The sequence below is a fragment of the Marivivens donghaensis genome, assembly GCF_030410045.1.
Classification (GTDB): domain Bacteria; phylum Pseudomonadota; class Alphaproteobacteria; order Rhodobacterales; family Rhodobacteraceae; genus Marivivens; species Marivivens donghaensis.
Genome location: NZ_JAUFRA010000005.1, coordinates 57,299 through 76,463 on the forward strand (window position 1 = coordinate 57,299; position 19,165 = coordinate 76,463).

At 56.4% G+C, this 19,165-nt stretch carries 19 protein-coding genes; 1 reads left to right on the forward strand and 18 read right to left on the reverse strand.

What is annotated here, in order from left to right; genetic code table 11:
• Window positions 1–84: 84 nt before the first annotated feature.
• From recG to sciP, 4 genes are all read right to left on the reverse strand, one after another.
• Complete coding sequence (gene recG / locus QWY83_RS05830) at window positions 85–2,175, reverse strand: ATP-dependent DNA helicase RecG (protein WP_249945685.1); 2,091 nt, start codon at window positions 2,173–2,175, stop codon at window positions 85–87.
• On the reverse strand, window positions 2,172–4,436 hold the full coding sequence (gene ligA / locus QWY83_RS05835) for an NAD-dependent DNA ligase LigA (protein WP_249945684.1): 2,265 nt from the start codon (window positions 4,434–4,436) through the stop codon (window positions 2,172–2,174). The genes recG and ligA overlap by 4 nt, the downstream gene beginning before the upstream one ends.
• A 77-nt stretch (window positions 4,437–4,513) precedes the next feature.
• A complete protein-coding gene (ctrA, locus tag QWY83_RS05840) occupies window positions 4,514–5,227 on the reverse strand; it encodes a response regulator transcription factor CtrA (protein ID WP_249945683.1) in 714 nt (237 codons plus the stop codon).
• Between the two features lie 91 nt (window positions 5,228–5,318).
• A complete protein-coding gene (sciP, locus tag QWY83_RS05845) occupies window positions 5,319–5,597 on the reverse strand; it encodes a CtrA inhibitor SciP (RefSeq protein ID WP_105236343.1) in 279 nt (92 codons plus the stop codon).
• Window positions 5,598–5,736: 139 nt separating this feature from the next.
• Between sciP and mnmA the strand changes: the two genes are divergently transcribed.
• Entirely contained in the window at window positions 5,737–6,876 is a 1,140-nt protein-coding gene (mnmA, locus tag QWY83_RS05850) for a tRNA 2-thiouridine(34) synthase MnmA (RefSeq protein ID WP_249945682.1), read from the forward strand.
• Between the two features lie 3 nt (window positions 6,877–6,879).
• Here the strand turns inward: mnmA and QWY83_RS05855 are convergent, their stop codons facing one another.
• From QWY83_RS05855 to pyrH, 14 genes are all read right to left on the reverse strand, one after another.
• Window positions 6,880–7,308, reverse strand: a complete 429-nt coding sequence (locus tag QWY83_RS05855) for a YqaA family protein (protein ID WP_249945681.1) — start codon at window positions 7,306–7,308, stop codon at window positions 6,880–6,882.
• Window positions 7,309–8,448: a lipid-A-disaccharide synthase gene (lpxB, locus tag QWY83_RS05860; RefSeq protein ID WP_249945680.1), complete on the reverse strand. Its 1,140-nt coding sequence runs from the start codon at window positions 8,446–8,448 to the stop codon at window positions 7,309–7,311.
• The gene (locus QWY83_RS05865) at window positions 8,445–9,242 is read right to left on the reverse strand and encodes an LpxI family protein (protein WP_249945679.1); all 798 of its coding nucleotides are present in this window, start codon (window positions 9,240–9,242) and stop codon (window positions 8,445–8,447) included. Before QWY83_RS05865 ends, lpxB begins: the two co-directional genes overlap by 4 nt.
• Window positions 9,242–10,027, reverse strand: a complete 786-nt coding sequence (lpxA, locus tag QWY83_RS05870; protein WP_249945678.1) for an acyl-ACP--UDP-N-acetylglucosamine O-acyltransferase — start codon at window positions 10,025–10,027, stop codon at window positions 9,242–9,244. Before lpxA ends, QWY83_RS05865 begins: the two co-directional genes overlap by 1 nt.
• Window positions 10,027–10,488, reverse strand: a complete 462-nt coding sequence (fabZ, locus tag QWY83_RS05875) for a 3-hydroxyacyl-ACP dehydratase FabZ (protein WP_249945677.1) — start codon at window positions 10,486–10,488, stop codon at window positions 10,027–10,029. Before fabZ ends, lpxA begins: the two co-directional genes overlap by 1 nt.
• A gap of 77 nt (window positions 10,489–10,565) precedes the next feature.
• Complete coding sequence (locus QWY83_RS05880) at window positions 10,566–11,129, reverse strand: OmpH/Skp family outer membrane protein (RefSeq protein WP_249945676.1); 564 nt, start codon at window positions 11,127–11,129, stop codon at window positions 10,566–10,568.
• Window positions 11,129–13,453: an outer membrane protein assembly factor BamA gene (gene bamA, locus QWY83_RS05885; protein ID WP_249945675.1), complete on the reverse strand. Its 2,325-nt coding sequence runs from the start codon at window positions 13,451–13,453 to the stop codon at window positions 11,129–11,131. The genes QWY83_RS05880 and bamA overlap by 1 nt, the downstream gene beginning before the upstream one ends.
• Window positions 13,454–13,578: 125 nt before the next feature.
• Window positions 13,579–13,713 carry a hypothetical protein gene (locus QWY83_RS05890; protein ID WP_290245703.1) on the reverse strand — a complete coding sequence of 45 codons (135 nt, stop codon included), beginning with the start codon at window positions 13,711–13,713 and terminating at the stop codon, window positions 13,579–13,581.
• Window positions 13,714–13,788: 75 nt separating this feature from the next.
• Entirely contained in the window at window positions 13,789–15,102 is a 1,314-nt protein-coding gene (gene rseP, locus QWY83_RS05895; protein WP_249945674.1) for an RIP metalloprotease RseP, read from the reverse strand.
• Window positions 15,103–15,105: 3 nt separating this feature from the next.
• Window positions 15,106–16,275 carry a 1-deoxy-D-xylulose-5-phosphate reductoisomerase gene (gene dxr / locus QWY83_RS05900; RefSeq protein WP_249945673.1) on the reverse strand — a complete coding sequence of 390 codons (1,170 nt, stop codon included), beginning with the start codon at window positions 16,273–16,275 and terminating at the stop codon, window positions 15,106–15,108.
• On the reverse strand, window positions 16,272–17,057 hold the full coding sequence (locus QWY83_RS05905; RefSeq protein ID WP_290245705.1) for a phosphatidate cytidylyltransferase: 786 nt from the start codon (window positions 17,055–17,057) through the stop codon (window positions 16,272–16,274). Before QWY83_RS05905 ends, dxr begins: the two co-directional genes overlap by 4 nt.
• A 3-nt stretch (window positions 17,058–17,060) precedes the next feature.
• Window positions 17,061–17,792: a polyprenyl diphosphate synthase gene (uppS, locus tag QWY83_RS05910; protein WP_249945672.1), complete on the reverse strand. Its 732-nt coding sequence runs from the start codon at window positions 17,790–17,792 to the stop codon at window positions 17,061–17,063.
• Between the two features lie 27 nt (window positions 17,793–17,819).
• Window positions 17,820–18,380 (reverse strand): ribosome recycling factor, encoded by a 561-nt coding sequence (gene frr, locus QWY83_RS05915; RefSeq protein ID WP_067545256.1) that lies wholly within the window; start codon window positions 18,378–18,380, stop codon window positions 17,820–17,822.
• 49 nt (window positions 18,381–18,429) lie between these two features.
• Window positions 18,430–19,155, reverse strand: coding sequence for a UMP kinase (gene pyrH, locus QWY83_RS05920; protein WP_249945671.1), 726 nt, complete (start codon window positions 19,153–19,155; stop codon window positions 18,430–18,432).
• Between the last annotated feature and the right edge of the window lie 10 nt (window positions 19,156–19,165).

Consider the following 19,165-nt stretch of genomic DNA (forward strand, 5'->3'; position numbering starts at 1 on the left):
CTTGTTGCTTATTTGTTCTCACATGATTCCGATTCAATCAAGAACTTTTTGAGAACATTTGCGAACATTTAGGAGAACATCAGGTTAACCCACTGAAATCAAACGGATCGCTTTGTCCTGTTCCATGAGCCAAAGGAGAACACGCGCGGCCCGTCCCCGATCCGATTCCAGTTTTGGATCATCCAATAACAGCTTTCGCGCATCCGCCTGCGCGGTCTGCATCAGCGCCGCCTGACGTTCCAAGTCAGCGATCCGAAACCGCGGAAGACCCGATTGCGCAGTGCCGATCATGTCGCCCGCACCACGAATGGCGAGGTCTTCCTCAGAAATACGGAATCCGTCTTCCGTCTCGCGCAGAATTTCCAAACGCCGTTTGCCACTCTCGGTCAGGGGCGGTTGATACATCAGCAGGCATGTCGAAGCCGCAGACCCGCGCCCTACCCGTCCACGCAATTGGTGCAACTGCGCAAGACCAAAGCTTTCCGCCCGTTCGATCACCATGATCGACGCGTTTGGCACGTTCACGCCCACCTCGATCACGGTCGTTGCAACCAGAACTTTGGTCTCGCCCGCCACAAACCGCGCCATTGCGGCATCCTTTTCGGACGGTGGCATTTGGCCATGCACCAGCCCGACGACGCCATCGCCCAAGGCCGCACGAAGCCGTTTGAACCGCTCTTCGGCGGCGGTCATATCGCTGACCTCGGACTCTTCGACCAAGGGGCAAACCCAATAGGCCTGACGCCCCTCGGCCACAGCGCGGCGCAGACGGTCAACGACCTCATCCATCCGCTGCGTGCTGACCAAGGCCGTTTGCACAGGCGTCCGCCCCGGTGGCTTTTCATCGAGCACCGACACATCCATATCGCCATATTGCGCGAGCGCGAGGCTGCGCGGGATCGGCGTCGCCGTCATCACCAGAACATCGACAGCCGTGCCTTTGGCACCCAGTTCCATCCGTTGTGCCACGCCAAAACGGTGCTGTTCGTCGATAACCGCGAGCCTAAGGTCCGCGAACTCCACATCCTTTTGAAACACCGCATGGGTGCCTACCAAAATCCCGATGTCGCCATTTTTCAGCGCGGCGAGTTTGGCCTTACGTTCATTGCCCTTGTCGCGACCCGTCAGAATTTCCAGAACGACACCCGCGCTTTCGGCCAAGGGGCGCAACCCCTCTAGGTGCTGGCGTGCCAAAATCTCGGTCGGGGCCATCATGACGCCCTGCCCGCCGGCCTCAACCGCAATCAAGAGTGCCATCAACGCAACGAGCGTTTTCCCTGACCCGACATCGCCCTGAAGCAAGCGGTTCATACGCGCCCCATGCCCCATGTCGTCAGCGATTTCGTCAATTGAACGGAGCTGCGCATTGGTCGGCCGATAGGGCAAGGCCGCCAAGACCTTGGACCGCAGCGCTCCATTCCCTTTGTTCACTTGACCCTTGCCACGCCGCACCTGCGCGCGCGCCAGCGTTAGTGTCAGTTGGTGCGCTAGAACCTCGTCATAGGCGAGCCGTTGACGCGCTTTATCAAAGGGCGACAAATCGGTTGTCGATTGCGGATTATGCGCCGCCTCGACCGCATCACGCCAATCTGGCCAGTTTTCGCGGGTCTTAAGCGCGGGATCGATCCACTCTGGCAGAACGGGCGATAGAGCTAACGCGGCACGACTGCCTTTGAACATCAGCTTTTGCGTGATGCCAGCGGTCAGCGGGTAAACCGGTTCAAAGGCGGGAATGCTGTCGGCGTCATCGGCGGCAAGAATGTGATCGGGATGAACCATCTGACCCACACCGTCGAAAAACTCGATCTTACCTGACACGATCCGCCGCGACCCAACGGGCAAAATCTTAGTCAGATAATCGCCACGCGCGTGGAAGAACACGATCTGAAACGAGGTCTCGGCATCCTCGACCGTGACCCGATACGGACGCCCTTTTTGACGGTTCGGCGTGTGGCCCGTGACCACTACTTCAACGGTCACTGTCGCTGGCGGCGTCACATCACGGATAGACCGACGCCGATGGCGATCAACACCGGATTGCGGCAAGGTAAACAGCAAATCGCGCGGCGTTTTGATTGCAAGGTTTTCAAGATGCGCAGCCGTTTTCGGACCGATCCCGTCTAACCCAGTCAAATCGCCAAATAGCGGCCAGAGTATTTCGGGCCGACCGCTCATGCGTCCCCAATCAACGCGAGCCAACCGTCTTCGTCGATGGTCTCAATGCCTAGTTCTTCGGCCTTCTTCGCCTTGGACCCTGCACCTGGTCCCGCGACCAGCAAGTCGGTTTTTGCACTCACCGACCCCGCGACCTTCGCGCCCAGTGATTCCGCTCGCGCCTTTGCCTCTGCCCGTGTCATCTTCTCGAGCGAACCGGTAAAGACGACCGTTTTACCCGCAACAGGACTGTCGTTTGATCGTTGTTCCGGCGCTTGAATGTCAAGCTCGGCCACCAATCGGTCAATGACGGCCCGCTCTTCGGGTTGGGACAGCGTGGTGATCAACGACACCGCCAAGACGGCCCCGATCCCATCGATTGACGTAAATTCATTCCACGCCGCGAGTGCGTCAGTAGGACAACCCGCCCAAGCCGTATCCCGCGACTTCTTAATATTCGCCCGACGGCCTTGCGCCTCAGCCGACGCGCGTTCTTGGGCTTCCGCCTCCTCAGCCATGACTTCGCATTGCGCGGCCATGCGGGCAGCATCTGCCGTTTGAACCAAGGCATCCCAAGTGATAAAATGACGAGCAAGATCGGCACCTGCGACCTCACCTAGGTGGCGAATACCGAGAGCGAACAAGAACTTCCCAAACGGTATTTTTCGTTTCTGTTCAATAGCCTCAAACAGCTTATTCGTGCTCTTTTCACCAAAGCCATCGCGATTTTTCAAACGCGCTAGGTTCTTTGCGTCACGTTTCGCGAGCGTGAAAATATCGGCAGGTTCATTGATCGGGAGCACTGGATCATTGTGGAACATTTCGATCTGTTTTGCGCCGAGGCCTTCGATATCAAAGGCCCCGCGCGATACGAAATGCTTGAGCCGTTCAACAGCCTGCACAGGACATACCAAACCGCCCGTGCAACGCCGAACCGAGTCTCCCTCGTCGCGGATCGCCTCTGACCCACATTCTGGGCATACATGCGGGAACGCGAAAGGCTCAGCATCATCGGGACGTTTTGACAGATCAAGGTCCGCAATTTTGGGGATCACATCGCCAGCGCGGTAGACCTGCACCCAATCGCCGATCCGAATGTCTTTGCCATCGCGAATGGGGTGACCATTGCTGTCACGGCCCGCGATGTAATCCTCGTTATGGAGCGTGGCATTCGACACTACGACCCCGCCGACCGTCACGGGCTGGAGACGTGCCACGGGCGACAAAGCCCCCGTTCGACCAACCTGAATGTCGATCGCCTCAAGCCGCGTCCACGCCAGTTCAGCAGGGAACTTATGCGCAATCGCCCAACGCGGCGTCGTGGATCGGAACCCGAGACGGCGCTGGAGGTTCAGGTCATTCACCTTATAAACCACACCGTCGATATCGTAGCCGAGCGTTGCTCTCTGCGTTTCAATATCTCGGTAGTGGCTGATCATTTCTGCGGTGGACGCACATAGTCGCGTTAAAGGATTTACTTGAAATCCCAATGCTTTAAATCGCTCAATTGCATCAAATTGAGTCTCACCAAGCGGCTCACTGACCTCACCCCAAGCATAGGCAAAAAACCGAAGCGGTCGTGCGCGTGTGATCTCTGCGTCTAGCTGACGAAGGCTCCCCGCGGCAGCGTTTCGAGGGTTCGCAAAGGTCTTTCCACCTGTCGCGGCATGGCGTTCGTTCAGCGCGGCGAAATCCGCGTGGCTCATATAGACTTCGCCGCGAACTTCGATCACGGCTGGTGCGCCAACGATCTGATGCGGAATATCTGAAATCGTCTTGGCGTTTTCTGTGACGTTTTCACCGACTTCGCCGTCGCCACGTGTCGCGGCTTGAACCAAAATACCGTACTCATACCTTAGCGACAATGAAAGCCCATCAATCTTAGGCTCAGCGGTGTAAGAGATCGCCTCTTCCGTGCCGAGGTATTTGCGCACCTGTTCATCAAAATCGGCAACATCATCGTCGTCAAACGCGTTCGACAAGGACAGCATGCGAACAGCATGCGCGATTTTGCCAAACCCATCGCCGACAGCCGCACCAACCTGTTCGGACGGGCTATCGGAACGTTTCAGGTCAGGAAAACGAACCTCAATCGCAGCATTGCGCCGCTTGAGCGCGTCATACTCCGCATCCGAAATATCTGGAGCATCTTCAGTATGATAAGCCGCATTCGCCCGCGCCAAAACATCGGCAAGACGTGCCAATTCTTCGGCGGCTTGTTCACTTTCTAGCTGCTCTACCGCGATTGTCGCTGTGGCCGATTGCGTCACGCTCTTCCCCATCTTCTGCCAAGGCTGAAATCAGCCTCAGCAATGTTCTAGGGGTCCACCTGCCAATCGACAAGATGCTAGGGGCAATCTCAGGCGCCGACCGCGATTTTGGTCGTGGCACGCATCGGTTCAGGATCGCGGAGCACATAGCCACGGCCCCAAACGGTCTCGATGTAGTTCTCACCACCTGTAGCCGACTGCAATTTCTTCCGCAGTTTACAGATAAACACGTCGATGATCTTCAGTTCAGGCTCATCCATGCCGCCATAAAGATGATTAAGGAACATTTCCTTGGTCAGGGTGGTCCCTTTGCGCAAAGAAAGAAGTTCAAACATTTGATACTCTTTGCCCGTGAGGTGAACAGGCGAGCCTTCAACCTCGACCGTTTTAGCATCGAGGTTCACACAAATTCGGCCCGTGTTGATCACCGACTGCGAATGGCCTTTGGACCGACGGATAATCGCATGGATACGCGCCACGAGTTCTTCGCGGTGGAACGGTTTGGTCAGGTAGTCATCGGCACCGAACCCGAACCCTTTGATCTTGCTCTCAATTCCATCGTCACCTGACAGGATCAAAATTGGGGTTTCAACCCGCGATAGACGCAGCTGGCGCAGCACCTCGTGACCGTTCATATCTGGCAAATTCAGGTCCAGAAGGATCAAATCGTAATCGTATAGCTTTGCTAGATCGATCCCCTCCTCACCTAAATCCGTCGAGTAGACGTTAAGGTTCGCATGGGTCAGCATCATTTCAATGCTTTTCGATGTCGTCGGGTCGTCTTCAACCAGCAGCACTCGCATCTGCAGCCTCCGCATTTTGTGTTCTGACGTTAACCTTGATGCACAATGGTTAATTACACGTTACCGCTAAGGCTACCTTCACACATTCTACCTAAAGTTGTCTATATTTTTGTACAGCCGTAGCTTTTAAGGCTGACTTTCCATGCAAACGGATCGCCGAAACCCACCCATCAAACTCTTCCTCAGAGAGATCATACCGATCCAAGGCGTTGTTCTTAGTTAACAATCCCGAGAATACTGCCTGCACAACCGCTGCTTTGCGCGACGCAACCCAGCGGTTTGTTCCCTCCGGCGGCAGGTCTGCCACCGTCATGTGCGTCCCATCGGGTAAGGTCACCGCACGCGGACCATCAATTTTCCTAAGGTACATGGTTTCATCCTCATATAGACACGTCATGCACAAACACTGTGCCGTGATCATTTAACGAGGAGTGAAACCGCCCCTTGAGAGTAGTTAGCATTTTCATATATTCCCTCGGACTTGCCCTACCCAGTCGCCGGAGGCTGACATGTCGCTTGATCACCCACTAAACTCTCTTGGCTTTGCCAAGCCGCCCTCGGAAACCCGCGTGGTTGTCGCTATGTCAGGCGGCGTGGATTCATCTGTAGTCGCCGCGCAGCTCGCCGAAGAAGGCTATGACGTGGTCGGCGTGACGCTCCAGCTTTACGATCACGGGGCGGCGCTGGCGAAAAAAGGCGCGTGCTGTGCGGGTCGTGACATTCATGACGCCCGCCGCGTGGCCGAGGAAATGGGCTTCCCGCATTACGTGCTCGACTACGAAAACATCTTCCAAGAAGCAGTGATCGACGAATTCGCTGACAGCTATCTGGCTGGCGCGACCCCTGTGCCCTGCATCCGTTGCAATGAGCGCGTAAAGTTCAAAGACCTCTTGCAGACGGCAAAGGATCTGGATGCCGACTGCATGGCGACGGGTCACTATATTCAGCGCATGATGGGGCCGAATGGAGCGGAACTGCATTGCGCCGCCGATGCGAACCGCGACCAGTCGTATTTCCTGTTCTCAACCACGCCAGAGCAGTTGGATTACCTGCGCTTCCCACTCGGCCATTTGCCGTCCAAAGACGCGACGCGCGCTTTGGCGACGAAATACGGTCTGGCGGTTGCGGACAAACCTGACAGTCAGGACATATGCTTTGTCCCGAATGGTAACTACGCAAGCGTGATTGAAAAGCTGCGTCCGGGCGCGGCTGAGCCTGGAAAGATTGTCGACACGGACGGCAATGTCTTGGGTGATCATCGCGGCGTGATCCATTACACGATCGGCCAGCGGCGTGGTTTGGGTATCGGCGGCCTCGCTGACCCGCTCTATGTTGTGAAGCTCGACGTGGACAATCGTCAGGTCGTTGTCGGCCCTAAAGAGCTGCTCGCGACCCGTCGCGTGCCGATCCGCGAAATCAACTGGCTCGGCGATGGGGCGTTCACTGACGTGGCTGAACGCGAAATCTCGGTCAAGGTGCGGTCCACCCGTCCTCCTGCCCCTGCGATTTTGCGGGCGATCTCGGACACGGAAGCAGAGGTTGAATTGCTAACGCCCGAGGAAGGCGTGTCGCCCGGTCAGGCCTGTGTGTTCTACGATCCAGAGAGCACTCGCATTCTAGGCGGCGGTTGGATTTGGAAGGGCAATTAAGCCTTACATCAAACCAACCGTGACCCAAGCGAGCACGGCATACCGCCCAAACTTTGCAATCGTGACCACGGTCAGAAACCGCCAAAGCGGTTCTTTCATCGTACCCGCAACAACGGTGAGCGGGTCTCCAATAATGGGCACCCATGATGCAAAGAGGCTCACCCAACCCCATTTATGATAGCTCCGCTGTGCCCGTTCGATCTGTTCGGACGAAAACGGAAATCGTGGATGGCTGAACAGGCGACCCAGATAGCGACCGAGGATCCAGTTGACCAAAGATCCAGCCACGTTTCCAACAGTCGCGACAAAAAGCAGAGTGCCAACCGCGTGTTCGCCCGCGATAATAATCCCGACCAAGACAGCCTCTGACTGTGCGGGGACAATCGTCGCAGCCAGAAACGCGGCAAGGAATAACCCCGTCAGCCCCAACATCTAGAGCCGCGCAAGCACCGCACGTGCCGCACGAAGGCCCGGTGCTTCGCCCCCTTCACCAAGCCGCTGCATCGTCAAATCCATGGCAGCGCGCTGCGCGGTCGGGTCATTGAGGACAGAAAGCATCGCAGGTGCGATCAACTCGGGGCGACACTCAGGCCCGAGGAACTCAGGAACAGCCCGCGTTTCGCTGACGAGGTTCACGAGGGTAAACGTATCAATCAACGCCATGCGCCGCATGATCGCCCATGTGATTTTGTTAAAATCGTAAGCAATTACCATCGGTGTCCGCGCTGCTGCCAATTCGAGAGAGACAGTGCCAGAGGCCGCCAAAGCAATATCCGCAGCCTTGAATGCCGCGCGTTTGTCTGCTGCCGTTGTTTCGCTTGGGTCTAGCAGAATGGGCTGCACCGACCAATTTGCGGTCAGTTCACGCACCAACTGGGTAACTGGTGCAGCGCAGGGCAAAACAATCTTTGCATCAGGTTTCTCCGCAACAACCTGTGCCAAAGCCGCGCCAAACCGATCCGCCAAACGCGACACTTCCCCCCGACGCGACCCGGGCAAAGCCAAGATCAAAGGCGCATCTCCAATGGCAAAACGCGCACGGAAATCGGCAGCCTCAGCATCAGTCGCTTGGATCTCTGTTGTAACGGGATGTCCGACAAAGTCACACTCCATCCCATGCGGCGTCATATAGGGCGGCTCGAACGGTAAGAGTGCGAGGACGTGATCAATCACCTTCGCCATCTTCGCTGCACGTTTCGGTCGCCACGCCCAAACAGAGGGCGCAACATAGTGGACGGTCCGAATGTTAGACGCCTCTTTGACCAGTTTGGCCACCCGCAGCGAAAAATCGGGCGCGTCGATGGTAATCACCACGTCAGGTTTGAGACGCAGGATTTCATCGGCCGTTTCACGAATACGGCGTTTGAGGTGAAAATACTTTGGCAGAACCTCAGCCAAGCCCATGATGGACAGTTCTTCCATCGGAAACAGGCTGGTCAGCCCATGCGACTGCATCTGTTCGCCGCCGATGCCGTGGAATTCGATGTCGTCGCGCAACTCCTTGAGGCCCGCCATCAGTGCTCCACCAAGGCGATCCCCAGAAACTTCACCCGCTAAGAGAAAGACCTTCATCCCCGCGCCCTCACCGACAGAAACATGCCATGCGCGTCCAATGTGGCGATGACCTGCGGCAAGTCCATGACCATCACGCCGCCTGCCTCGATCACGATACCGTCCATCCCCGCCTCAGCCGCGCCAAGCGCCGTTTTCGGACCAATCACAGGAAGGTCCACGCGGCGGTCTTGATTTGGCTTAGGGGCTTTGAAAAGGATGGCCCGCTGCGCGTTGGATAACGTGCCAATCATAGCGTCCGTGCCATCTGGGCCTTCTTCGGCGATGACCTCACCCGCACGAACAACACAGGCTTGCCCACTGTCACGGCGTCCCATGTCGGCGACAAAGGCCTGCCCGATTTCAGCATCGTTGCTATTCTGTTCTGACGGGCGAACAACAGTTAAAACGCCAGATGGCGGCAATAGCGTAGGCGCGATCTCGTGAGCGGCGCGAATGGCGATGCCGGCCTCCTCAAAGATCGACAGGATCACGCGAAGCGCACCATCATCACCCTGCCCCAAGGCCGCCATCAAACGCGGCACCAATGGCGCTGTTTCGGCATCGATCAAACTGGGATCGACGTCAGGACGACGCACCGCACCAGCGAGGCAAACCTCTGTCACGCTACGACGTTGCAATTCGGAAATGAACGACCCGAGCGTCTCTAATCGAAATCGCACCCGTGGCAGGTCAGACGATACATCAGGTTCAAAGTCGCCAAAGATGCAGATCAGTGGGGTTTCCCCCTGCGCTTGCAATTCGGTCACAAGCGCAGCAGGCAACGCACCTGTCCCTGCGATCAGTGCAAGCATCAGGACGGTGTCAGAAAATTACGGTCACTTTCACCTAGGATGAAACCGACCATCTCGCGGACATATTCGCTCTCTGCTTCGTCTCCCAAACGCTTTGCACGGTCGAGGAACGTGCCCTCACCGTCTTTGAGCGCCTGAAACGCAGCACGCAGCGCTGTAATGTCCGACCGATCAACGCCTTTGCGCTTCAATCCAACCAGATTGAGGCCATCGAGTTTGCCGCGTGGACCTTGAACCAAGGCATGCGGGATCACGTCGTTCGTCACCATGGTCAACGCGCCGATGATAGCACCACGGCCGATGCGAACGAATTGGTGGATACCACAAAGACCACCGATGATGACGTCATCCTCAACAATGCAATGGCCCGCAACCGCTGAACTGTTCACCACAATCACGCGATTGCCAATGTGCGCATCATGGGCGACGTGACATCCAGCCATCAACAGGCAGTCGTCGCCGATCGAGGTCAGCCCACCGCCACCAGCGGTCCCCGTATTCACCGTCACATGTTCACGAATTCGCGCCCGTGCACCGATGCGGAGCGCGGTCTTTTCACCACCGAACTTCTTATCCTGCGGGATTTCACCAATCACGGCGAACGAAAACACCGTACTGTCGTCACCGATGTATGTGTCGCCCGTAATCACCACATGAGATTTCAGCGTCACACCACGGCCCAGAACAACCTCTGAGCCGACGATGCAAAACGGCCCGATCACACAATCAGGACCGATAGTGGCGCCATCCTCAATAACGGCGCTGGGGTGAATTTGCGCAGTCATTAGGCGCTCGTGTCCATCATTGCGGTGAATTCAGCTTCAGCAGCCATTTCACCATCGACTGTTGCAACCCCTTTGAATTTCCAAACCTTTGCACCCGGTTTGCCGCGTGTCGTTTCGATCTGCATCTCTAGAACATCACCCGGCACGACCATGCGACGGAACTTCACGCCATCAATCGCCATGAAGTAAACCTTCATGTTTTTATCAGCCATGCCAAGCGACACGCCGACCATAACGCCAGCCGTTTGCGCCATTGCCTCGACGATCAGAACGCCAGGCATGACAGGCTGATCAGGGAAGTGACCTGTGAAATGCGGTTCGTTCATCGTGACGTTTTTGATGCCCTTACCAGACTGAGTGCCATTGATATCGACAACCTTATCCACCAGCAAAAACGGAAAGCGGTGCGGGATAATCCGCTGGATCAGTTGGATATCGGCGGTGGTTACGGCGTCAGTCATGTCGTGGTCCTTATCGAGCCCGTCGCGGGCACTTCGTCTATTGAGTAGCAATTCGCCCGCAACGGGGCAAGGTCGCGTTAGTTCTCAGGGGCTTGGGTGCCATCACCCAATGTTGCATCAATCTGCGCGATGGCGGCATCCGTGATATCGATGGCGCCGAAGTAGAGGATCACATCGCGGCGGGCCATGAGAACCGCGGCCTCACGGTCTTGCATCAGTTTGCCCAAAACGGGCCGGATAGCCGTGTCAAAGTTTGAACGCGCCGCTGTGAGACGGTCCTGAAGCTCTTGTTCTTTGGCATCCTGCGCACGACGAATACCGACAACCTTTTCGTCAAACGCATCCGCCTCAGCACGAAACACCGAAGGCTCCATCGACGGACGGCGCGCGGCAATATCTTGTTCTTCGGCGGTCAACGCATCCGCAATGCGCTGGTTTTCAGCCTTCAATGTTTCAGAAGCGGATTGGATTTCGGACAAAATCCGCTGACCGTATTGTGTCCCCGAAAACACCGTTTCAATGTCGATCAACAAGACAGGTGATCGAACAACTGCTGCCGCGTCCTGCGCCTGAACCGGCGCGACTGCCCAACCCCCAAAGGTCAGCGCAATCGCAACGGTCAGAGCATGAACCCAACGCATTAGAAGCTTGTCGAAATGGTCACGTCAAAGGATTTGGCTTCATCCAAGTCCTCGGACAGCAACGTATCGGTAAAGTTAAACCGCAGCGGACCAACTGGCGTATCCCAGAACAGCGATACACCAGCGACCGCGCGAGGCGTGAAATCGCAGTAGTAGTAATTCGTGCCACAGGTCATGCCTGGATCCCAAAGTGATCCGTAATCCATGAACGCGCCACCGTGGATGCCGTATTCATCGGGCAAACCAATTGGGAACTCCGCCTCAACACGAGCGACGGCGTAGGCGTTACCCCCAAGCGGATCGTTAAAGCCGTTCGCAGAGTCGTAGTAACGCGGCCCCATGCCATACAAATCAAAACCGCGCATCTGGCGACCAGACAAGAAGAAGCGGTCAGAAATGGTGCTGTCGCTACCCGAATAGTGCAAATACCCGCCTTCGAGCGTCGCACGAAGGGTTACCTCTTCGTTCAGCACCTTCGACTCCGCCCCTGCGGTCGCGGTCGTCTTGATAAAGGTGGTGTCCCCGAACCCGAATTCCTGTCCAAAGCGCAAGATCGCTCCACGATTGACGTCAAGACCAGACCGGCGTGTATCCCATGTATAGGTATAGCCGAGAGAATGGGTCCACTGCCCATCCAACGCGACATCAGCCGCGATGATTGGAGACAACGTGGTCGCAGCATCGGTTAGGTCCGAATAACGGCTCTGGACGTATGTCTGCAAACGGCCATTTTCGCTGACGCTAAAGGTCAGGGACGGACGAATGGTGAAGCTCTCGGTATCGTAGTTCGCTGACTCGTTGTTCGTCTGGCCGTAGTTCATATCGAAACCAAACGCGAGGTCGCGGCCCAGAAGGTAAGGCTCATCGAAGTTGAGCGTGAAGTATTTATTCGTCTCAGCGGTCGAGAACTGCAGGCTCAACGCTTGACCACGGCCAAGGAAGTTCTGCTGACGGAAGGACGCCAAAAGACCGAGGCCAGTATCGGTGTTAAAGTTCGCACCAAAGGACAGCGACCCAGTGGGGGCTTCGGCCACGTTCACATCAATGACAACCTGATCATCGGTCGACCCGCGACGGGCCTGAACATCGGCGTTGGCAAAGAAGCCAAGCGCACGGATACGTTCAGCGGTTTCACGAATGGAACGCGGGTTAAAGGGATCGCCCTCTACTTCGCGGAATTGCTGACGCACCACACGGTCGAGCGTGGTGTTGTTACCTTCAACGTCGATACGCTCCACGAAAATGCGTTCGCCGCGTACCAGCGCATAGGTCACATCAAGCGTAAGGTCGCGGTCATTTCGGGTAATGCGCGGTTCGACCTGAACAAACTGAAGGCCGCGCTGCAGCGCCAGACGCTCCAAACGGGCAACGTCGTTTTCGATATCGAGCGGCGTATAAGTCGTGCCCGAACGGGTCCGAACGGCCTCTTGGAATTCTTCGAGGTTGGCTTCGGGGATTTCCGAAATGACATCAATCGCGCCAAAATCGAACTTCTGCCCCTCTTCAACGTCAAACGTGATCAGATAGGCATCACGGCCACGGGTCAGCTCAACGTTCACATCATTAACCGTGAAGTCGACGTAGCCACGCGATTGATAGAAGTCGGTCAGAACGCGTTTATCGAAATCAATACGATCAGCAACGTAAGTATCGCGGCCGATAATTGCGCGCAGGATACCTGCTTGTTTTGTAGCGAGGACACCGCGCAGGCGACGATCCGAGAAGCTGCGGTTGCCAGAGAACCCGATCCGTTCCACCTCGGTCACGCCGTTTTCTGCAATTTCGAAAACAACGTTAACGCGGTTGTCGGGCAGACGGATGATGCGCGGCGTTACGATGGCGTTGATCCGCCCCTTATCTGCATAGGCTGCCGTAATGTCGGCAACGTCAGCCTCAACGCTGCTCGGGCTGTAAATCCGGCGTTCTTGCGAGCTCAGAAGCGCAAAGAGTTCGTCATCCTTGAGACGGCTGTTGCCTTCAAAGTTGATGCGATACACGGTCGGGTATTCAGATACGGTGATGACCAGCTGGCCGCCGCGAGGCTCTACCTCGACCGTTTCAAACAATCCCGTTGCGCGAATACGTTGGCTCGCATCGTTAAGTTCGGCGGCCGATACTGTCTCACCCTGCGCGATGCCCAGATAGCTGAGGATCGTTGCGGTTTCGATCCGCTGGTTCCCCTCGATCGAGACGGTGTTCACGGTAAAGGACTGCGCCCCAACCGGTAGCCCCTGAAACGTCAAAAGCGAAAGCCCAACCGCCGCTGTGAGTTTCAAGAGTGCTTTGCCCGAAGGCCCGTTTTCAGAGAAAGAAGTAAATCGCATGAATCCAGCCAATTCGAACAGCCCCGTTTGGACTATGACCTAACCAGATTGAGGGGTCTTGTCAAAACGAACAACGCACCCCGTGGGGTGCGTGCGATCCATTGCTCATCGAGGGTTAACCGATGTTAGTGCAGTCCGTAGGTGCCAATCAAAGACCCGATCCATAGTGCGGCAACAATAGCCACAAAATAGAAGATCCGGTCCCAATTGAGGTTCACCAGAAAAGACAGGCTGCGATAGCTCGCGTTGATCGTATGCATTTCTTCGGCTCCCTTGCCATGCGCAGGCTCAACCTAAACAATAAATGGGGCGAAATAATGACGTCAGACGCGAAATTATGGGCAGAGCACCAAATCGTTCAGAAGGCCAAACAGTGTCAGTGTCAGAATGACCGATAGCCCCAGCGCGATAAGGATACGCATTGCACCATCGCTGGGACGACGACCCGTAATGGCCTCATAGGCGTGGAACACAAGGTGCCCACCATCCAAAACAGGGATCGGGAATAGGTTCAAAAGCCCAACCGCTGCGGACAGGAACCCGATGAAACTGATAAAGTCCGTCAGGCCAGCCGCAGCCATCGCGCCAGATGCTTGCGCAATACCGACAGGGCTCGATAGGTTACAAGTCGAAATCTGCCCAGCAATCATATGCCACAGGGCCGAGATAGAGGTTTGCAGTACATACCAAAGCTGACGCAGGGCGTCGGTGAAAGCCTCAACGACGTTGGGCGTCATGGTCTCAGGGTCAAAGAAAATGCCGCCAGAAACACCCATCAACCAACGGGTTTCAAACCCGCCGTCAGCCGTTGGCAAATCTGTGCGACGCGGCGCAACTTCGATCTGCAAGCTTTCACCCGACCGCCAAATATCGAGCGTCAGAACCTTGCCGTCCGAGGCGCCGACAATCTCGACCATTTGCGAGAAAGCATAAACAGGCGCACCGTCGATTGCGGTAATTACATCGCCCTCTTTCACGCCAGCAACGGCCGCCGCGCTGTCATGGTTGACGGACAGAACGCGAGTGGTTTCGGGGAATGGACCTTCCACCTGCTGTTCAACACCATCCCGCAGGACCGTGTAAGTAAGAGACGGCTGAACAGGCAATTGATCCAAGGCGATGCTGAAATCGGCCACGGACCGCGCATCCATGTCCTCAACCGCGATGATTTGATCTCCGACCTCGAGGTCTTGGATAAAGCTTGCGGGCAAATCAGGAACGCTGCGCAAGGTTAGCGGATCAGTGGCCTTACCGACCCAGAGGCCAAGGCCCGTGAAGATCACAATCGTCAGGATAAAGTTGAACACGGGGCCCGCAGCCACGGTCGCGGCCCGCGCCCAAAGAGGCGCACCCAGCATCGTATCACGCCCGCCGACCGTGCCACCAACACTGGCAGCATTCGCATCACCGTTAAACTTTACATATCCACCCAACGGGATCGCAGCGATCTGCCAGCGTGTGCCGCGTTTATCGACCCGCGAAAACAGAACAGGACCAAACCCGAGCGAGAACACCTCTGCCCCGATCCCAGACCAGCGGCCAACGATGTAGTGACCATATTCATGGATCGCGACGATGATCGACAAAGCGACCACAAACGCCGCAATCGTAAACCCTGCGCTTCCGAAAAATGGAAGAAAATCGGCCATAAATTATCCCAACTGCTCTATCATCTGCGAAGCCACGCGGCGGGCCTCTTTATCTGCGTCACGGATCGTATCTAGGTCCGGAATGTCATTTTGCAGCCCCCGACGTGGCGAAATCGCGTCCATTGTCCGTTCAACAACGCGTGCCATATCGAGGAACCCGATTTGACGGTCGATAAACAGGTCCAAGGCGCGTTCCTTAGCTGCGTTGAAAATCGCCCCAGACAAACCGCCGTCTTCCATCACCCGCCATGCGAGCGGCAAAGCAGGATAACGGTCAGGATCGGGCGCACGGAACGTAAACTGTCCGATCCTTGTCAGATCGAGACGTTCTACAGGCAACGGTTTGCGGTCAGGCCAATGAAGCGCGTAGCCGATTGCGTGGCGCATATCAGGCGCCCCAACGTGGGCCATCAGCGCCCCATCATGGAACCCAACGAGCGCGTGGATCATGCTTTCAGGGTGAACGACGACTTCAATTTGATTGGGCAGAACACCAAAGAACTCTTTGGTTTCAATAACCTCTAGCGCCTTATTAAACATGGAGGCGCTATCAATTGTGATCCGCTGCCCCATGTCCCAGTTCGGGTGGGTCGAGGCCTGTTCAACGGTAGCCTTCGCCAGTTCGTCCATCGGCCAATCGCGGAAAGCACCGCCTGAGGCAGTGATGATGATCCGCTCCACCGCATTGATGTCTTCGCCAACGAGACCCTGAAAAATCGCAGAGTGTTCGCTATCTACGGGCAGAACACGACCGCCATGATCCCGCGCGGTCTTCATCAGCAACGGCCCAGCAGTGACGAGGGATTCCTTATTGGCCAGCGCGAGTGTCGCGCCCTGCTCTAACGCCCGAAGCCCCGGCGCTAGACCTGCCGCACCAACAATCGCCGACATCACCCAATCGGCAGGGCGTGTGGCCGCATCGTGCATCGCGGCCTCACCCGCCGCAGCCTCGACCCCAGACCCCGCCAACGCATCACGCAGCGCGGGGAGTTCGTCATCAAAGCATGTCACAGCAACATCAGCGTTCAGTCGAATAGCATCGCGGGCCAACTGCGCCACATTGCGACCGCCCGTCAAAGCCACCACATCGTAGCTTTGGGGATCGCGAGCAATAAGATCGATTGTGTTCTGGCCGATGCTACCCGTCGCGCCAAAGATAGAGACACGCCTCATCGCCACCCATGAACCCCGAACTGCGGCCCAGCAATATAAATGAAGGCTTCAACAACCAAAGCCGCCCCCATCAGAGCGTCAAAGCGGTCCAAAACGCCACCATGCCCAGGGATCAGGTTCGAGCTATCCTTGACCCCTGCCCGACGTTTCAGCGCGCTTTCCGCAATGTCGCCCATTTGTCCCGCAAAGGACATGAGAACCGACACTGGTACGATGATCCAACCTGCTTGCGGCATGATGAGAACACCAACGACAGCCGCGCCGATCCAACCAGCAACAGTCCCGCTCCATGTTTTTTTGGGGCTGACAGCGGGCCAGAATTTCGGACCGCCGATCATGCGACCCGCGATATAGCCCATCACGTCAGAGGCAACGACGACCAGCGCGAGCCAAAGTGCGAGACGCAGGCTTTCCCCCCGAATGAGCCAGAAGGCATCGCACGCCAGAAGTGCCAGAAATCCATAGATGGCGAGAACCTTGCGGTCATGTTTGCCTCGAAGGAAGATCACACCAGCAACAAGCGCAAAGAGTAGAACATCGGCCCATTCAGGCAGACGCAACGCCGCAGCAACCAGTCCAGCCGCGACGAGGCCAATGACCTCAGGCTGAGCGATACGCGCCATCCGCGCGACTTCCCAAGTGAGAAGTCCACCAGCTGCAATCACGAGCAGAGCGAAGGGCAGTCCGCCCCAAACGACAGCCCCCACAAAGACGACCGCCATCACAACGCCCGAGGCGACGCGAGGACCGAGGTCCTGCCAATTATCCTTGAAAACAGCCAATGATCAGACCTTCACGTCGCCAAATCGGCGTTCACGTTTTCCGTAGCCTTTCATCACGCGACCAAATTCGGCAGCGGTGAAATCGGGCCACAGGGTGTCGACGAATTCATATTCCGAATAGGCCGACTGCCACAAAAGAAAGTTGGAAATCCGCGCTTCGCCACTGGTGCGGATCACCAAATCGGGGTCAGGCAAAACATGCGTATCGAGGAAGCGCGACAGCGTTTCCGCATCCACATCTTTGTGCGACAGACGCCCCTGTTCGACCTCATAGGCCAATCGTTTCGCCGCACGGGTCACCTCATCCCGACCACCGTAGTTGATCGCAATGGTGAGGTGCACACGGTCATTTCCAGCGGTGAGAAGCTCCAACTCGTCCATCAGCGTGACCAGCTTATCCTCAAGCTTGATCCGATCGCCGATAAAACGAACACGGATGCCAGCCTCGAACAGTTCACGGGACTCGCGTTGGATATAACGGCGGAACAGTTTCATAAGACCCGCAACTTCGGTCTGGGTCCGCTTCCAGTTTTCGGTCGAGAACGCGAAAATCGTCAGGTACTTAACGTTATTTTCAGGGCACGCTTCGACAATTTCACGAACACGGCGCGCACCTGCGTGGTGCCCGAAAAGCCGCGGGCGGCCGCGCATCTGCGCCCACCGCCCGTTGCCATCCATGATGATCGCGACATGCCGCGGGCCTTGGTCTTGGCTGGGTTCATTCAGCGTCGTCATTTCGGCCCCCCGGCACAGTGCAGGTGATTAGACCTGCATAATCTCGGCCTGTTTAGACTCGAGCATTTCATCAACACTTTTAATAAATTTGTCTGTCATGCCCTGAACTTCGGATTCCCAGAATTTCTGGTCATCTTCGGACATGCCGTCTTTGTTCTTTTTAATCTGGTCCATGCCGTCACGACGAATGTTGCGGATCGCAACACGGCTGTGTTCGGCGTAGCTGCCAGCGACCTTGGTCAGTTCGCGGCGGCGTTCTTCGTTCAATTCTGGGATCGGCAGCATGATGATTGTGCCGTTGAGCTGCGGGTTAATGCCGAGGCCCGACTCGCGGATCGCTTTTTCGACCTTACCAACCATCGCCTTGTCCCAGACGTTGATCGTCACCATGCGCGGCTCTGGAACGTTCACAGTGCCAACTTGGTTAATCGGAGTCATCTGACCATAAGCATCGACCATCACCGGTTCGAGCATCGACGCAGAGCCACGGCCCGTACGCAACGACGCAAATTCGGTGCGCAGCGCCGAAAGAGTGCCTTCCATGCGGCGGTTCAGGTCATCGGTATCGAGTTCAAAATCGTCGGACATATTTTCTGCTCCCCATGCGGGTTCTTAGTAGGTTTGAACCGCTATAGCCTTAGGCGTGCACAGTTGTATAGGTGCCTTCACCAGCGAGAATGCCACAGAAACCGCCTGCGTCGTTCAAGTTGAACACAATCAGCGGCATCTTGTTATCGCGGCAAAGCGCGATCGCCGAGGCGTCAGCGACCTTCAGATTGCGACGCAGCACTTCGTCATAAGACACCCGATCAAACCGCACAGCATCTGGATTGGTTTTAGGATCGCTGTCGTAAATGCCATCAACCTGCTTGCCCATAAAGATCGCTTCGCAGTGCATTTCGGTCGCGCGAAGCGCGGCAGCAGTGTCGGTCGTGAAATACGGGTTACCGGTGCCAGCCGCGAAAATACAAACGCGCTTTTTCTCGAGGTGACGCACTGCACGGCGACGGATGTAGGGTTCGCACACCTGATCCATCGGAATTGCGCTGATCACGCGGGTGAACACGCCCAAACCTTCAAGAGCGGATTGCATCGCAAGTGCGTTCATCACCGTCGCGAGCATACCCATGTAGTCAGCGGTCGTGCGTTCCATGCCTTGGGCAGAGCCAGACAGACCGCGGAAGATGTTACCGCCACCGATCACGAGGCAGATTTCAACGCCAAGATCGTGAACCGATTTAATCTCTTGCGCGATACGCTGAACGGTCGGAGGGTTCAGACCGAACTGGGTATCGCCCATCAGGGCTTCACCTGATATCTTGAGCATGACCCGCTTGAACTTTACCTGTTTGGCCTCGCCCATCGTGACATCC

Bases quoted from the DNA above. Each gene is read 5' to 3' on its own strand.
- recG (WP_249945685.1), bottom strand. From the start codon at position 2,175: ATGAGCGGTCGGCCCGAAATACTCTGGCCGCTATTTGGCGATTTGACT.
- ligA (WP_249945684.1), bottom strand. From the start codon at position 4,436: ATGGGGAAGAGCGTGACGCAATCGGCCACAGCGACAATCGCGGTAGAG.
- ctrA (WP_249945683.1), bottom strand. From the start codon at position 5,227: ATGCGAGTGCTGCTGGTTGAAGACGACCCGACGACATCGAAAAGCATT.
- sciP (WP_105236343.1), bottom strand. From the start codon at position 5,597: ATGTACCTTAGGAAAATTGATGGTCCGCGTGCGGTGACCTTACCCGAT.
- mnmA (WP_249945682.1), top strand. From the start codon at position 5,737: ATGTCGCTTGATCACCCACTAAACTCTCTTGGCTTTGCCAAGCCGCCC.
- QWY83_RS05855 (WP_249945681.1), bottom strand. From the start codon at position 7,308: ATGTTGGGGCTGACGGGGTTATTCCTTGCCGCGTTTCTGGCTGCGACG.
- lpxB (WP_249945680.1), bottom strand. From the start codon at position 8,448: ATGAAGGTCTTTCTCTTAGCGGGTGAAGTTTCTGGGGATCGCCTTGGT.
- QWY83_RS05865 (WP_249945679.1), bottom strand. From the start codon at position 9,242: ATGCTTGCACTGATCGCAGGGACAGGTGCGTTGCCTGCTGCGCTTGTG.
- lpxA (WP_249945678.1), bottom strand. From the start codon at position 10,027: ATGACTGCGCAAATTCACCCCAGCGCCGTTATTGAGGATGGCGCCACT.
- fabZ (WP_249945677.1), bottom strand. From the start codon at position 10,488: ATGACTGACGCCGTAACCACCGCCGATATCCAACTGATCCAGCGGATT.
- QWY83_RS05880 (WP_249945676.1), bottom strand. From the start codon at position 11,129: ATGCGTTGGGTTCATGCTCTGACCGTTGCGATTGCGCTGACCTTTGGG.
- bamA (WP_249945675.1), bottom strand. From the start codon at position 13,453: ATGCGATTTACTTCTTTCTCTGAAAACGGGCCTTCGGGCAAAGCACTC.
- QWY83_RS05890 (WP_290245703.1), bottom strand. From the start codon at position 13,713: ATGCATACGATCAACGCGAGCTATCGCAGCCTGTCTTTTCTGGTGAAC.
- rseP (WP_249945674.1), bottom strand. From the start codon at position 15,102: ATGGCCGATTTTCTTCCATTTTTCGGAAGCGCAGGGTTTACGATTGCG.
- dxr (WP_249945673.1), bottom strand. From the start codon at position 16,275: ATGAGGCGTGTCTCTATCTTTGGCGCGACGGGTAGCATCGGCCAGAAC.
- uppS (WP_249945672.1), bottom strand. From the start codon at position 17,792: ATGACGACGCTGAATGAACCCAGCCAAGACCAAGGCCCGCGGCATGTC.
- frr (WP_067545256.1), bottom strand. From the start codon at position 18,380: ATGTCCGACGATTTTGAACTCGATACCGATGACCTGAACCGCCGCATG.
- pyrH (WP_249945671.1), bottom strand. From the start codon at position 19,155: ATGGGCGAGGCCAAACAGGTAAAGTTCAAGCGGGTCATGCTCAAGATA.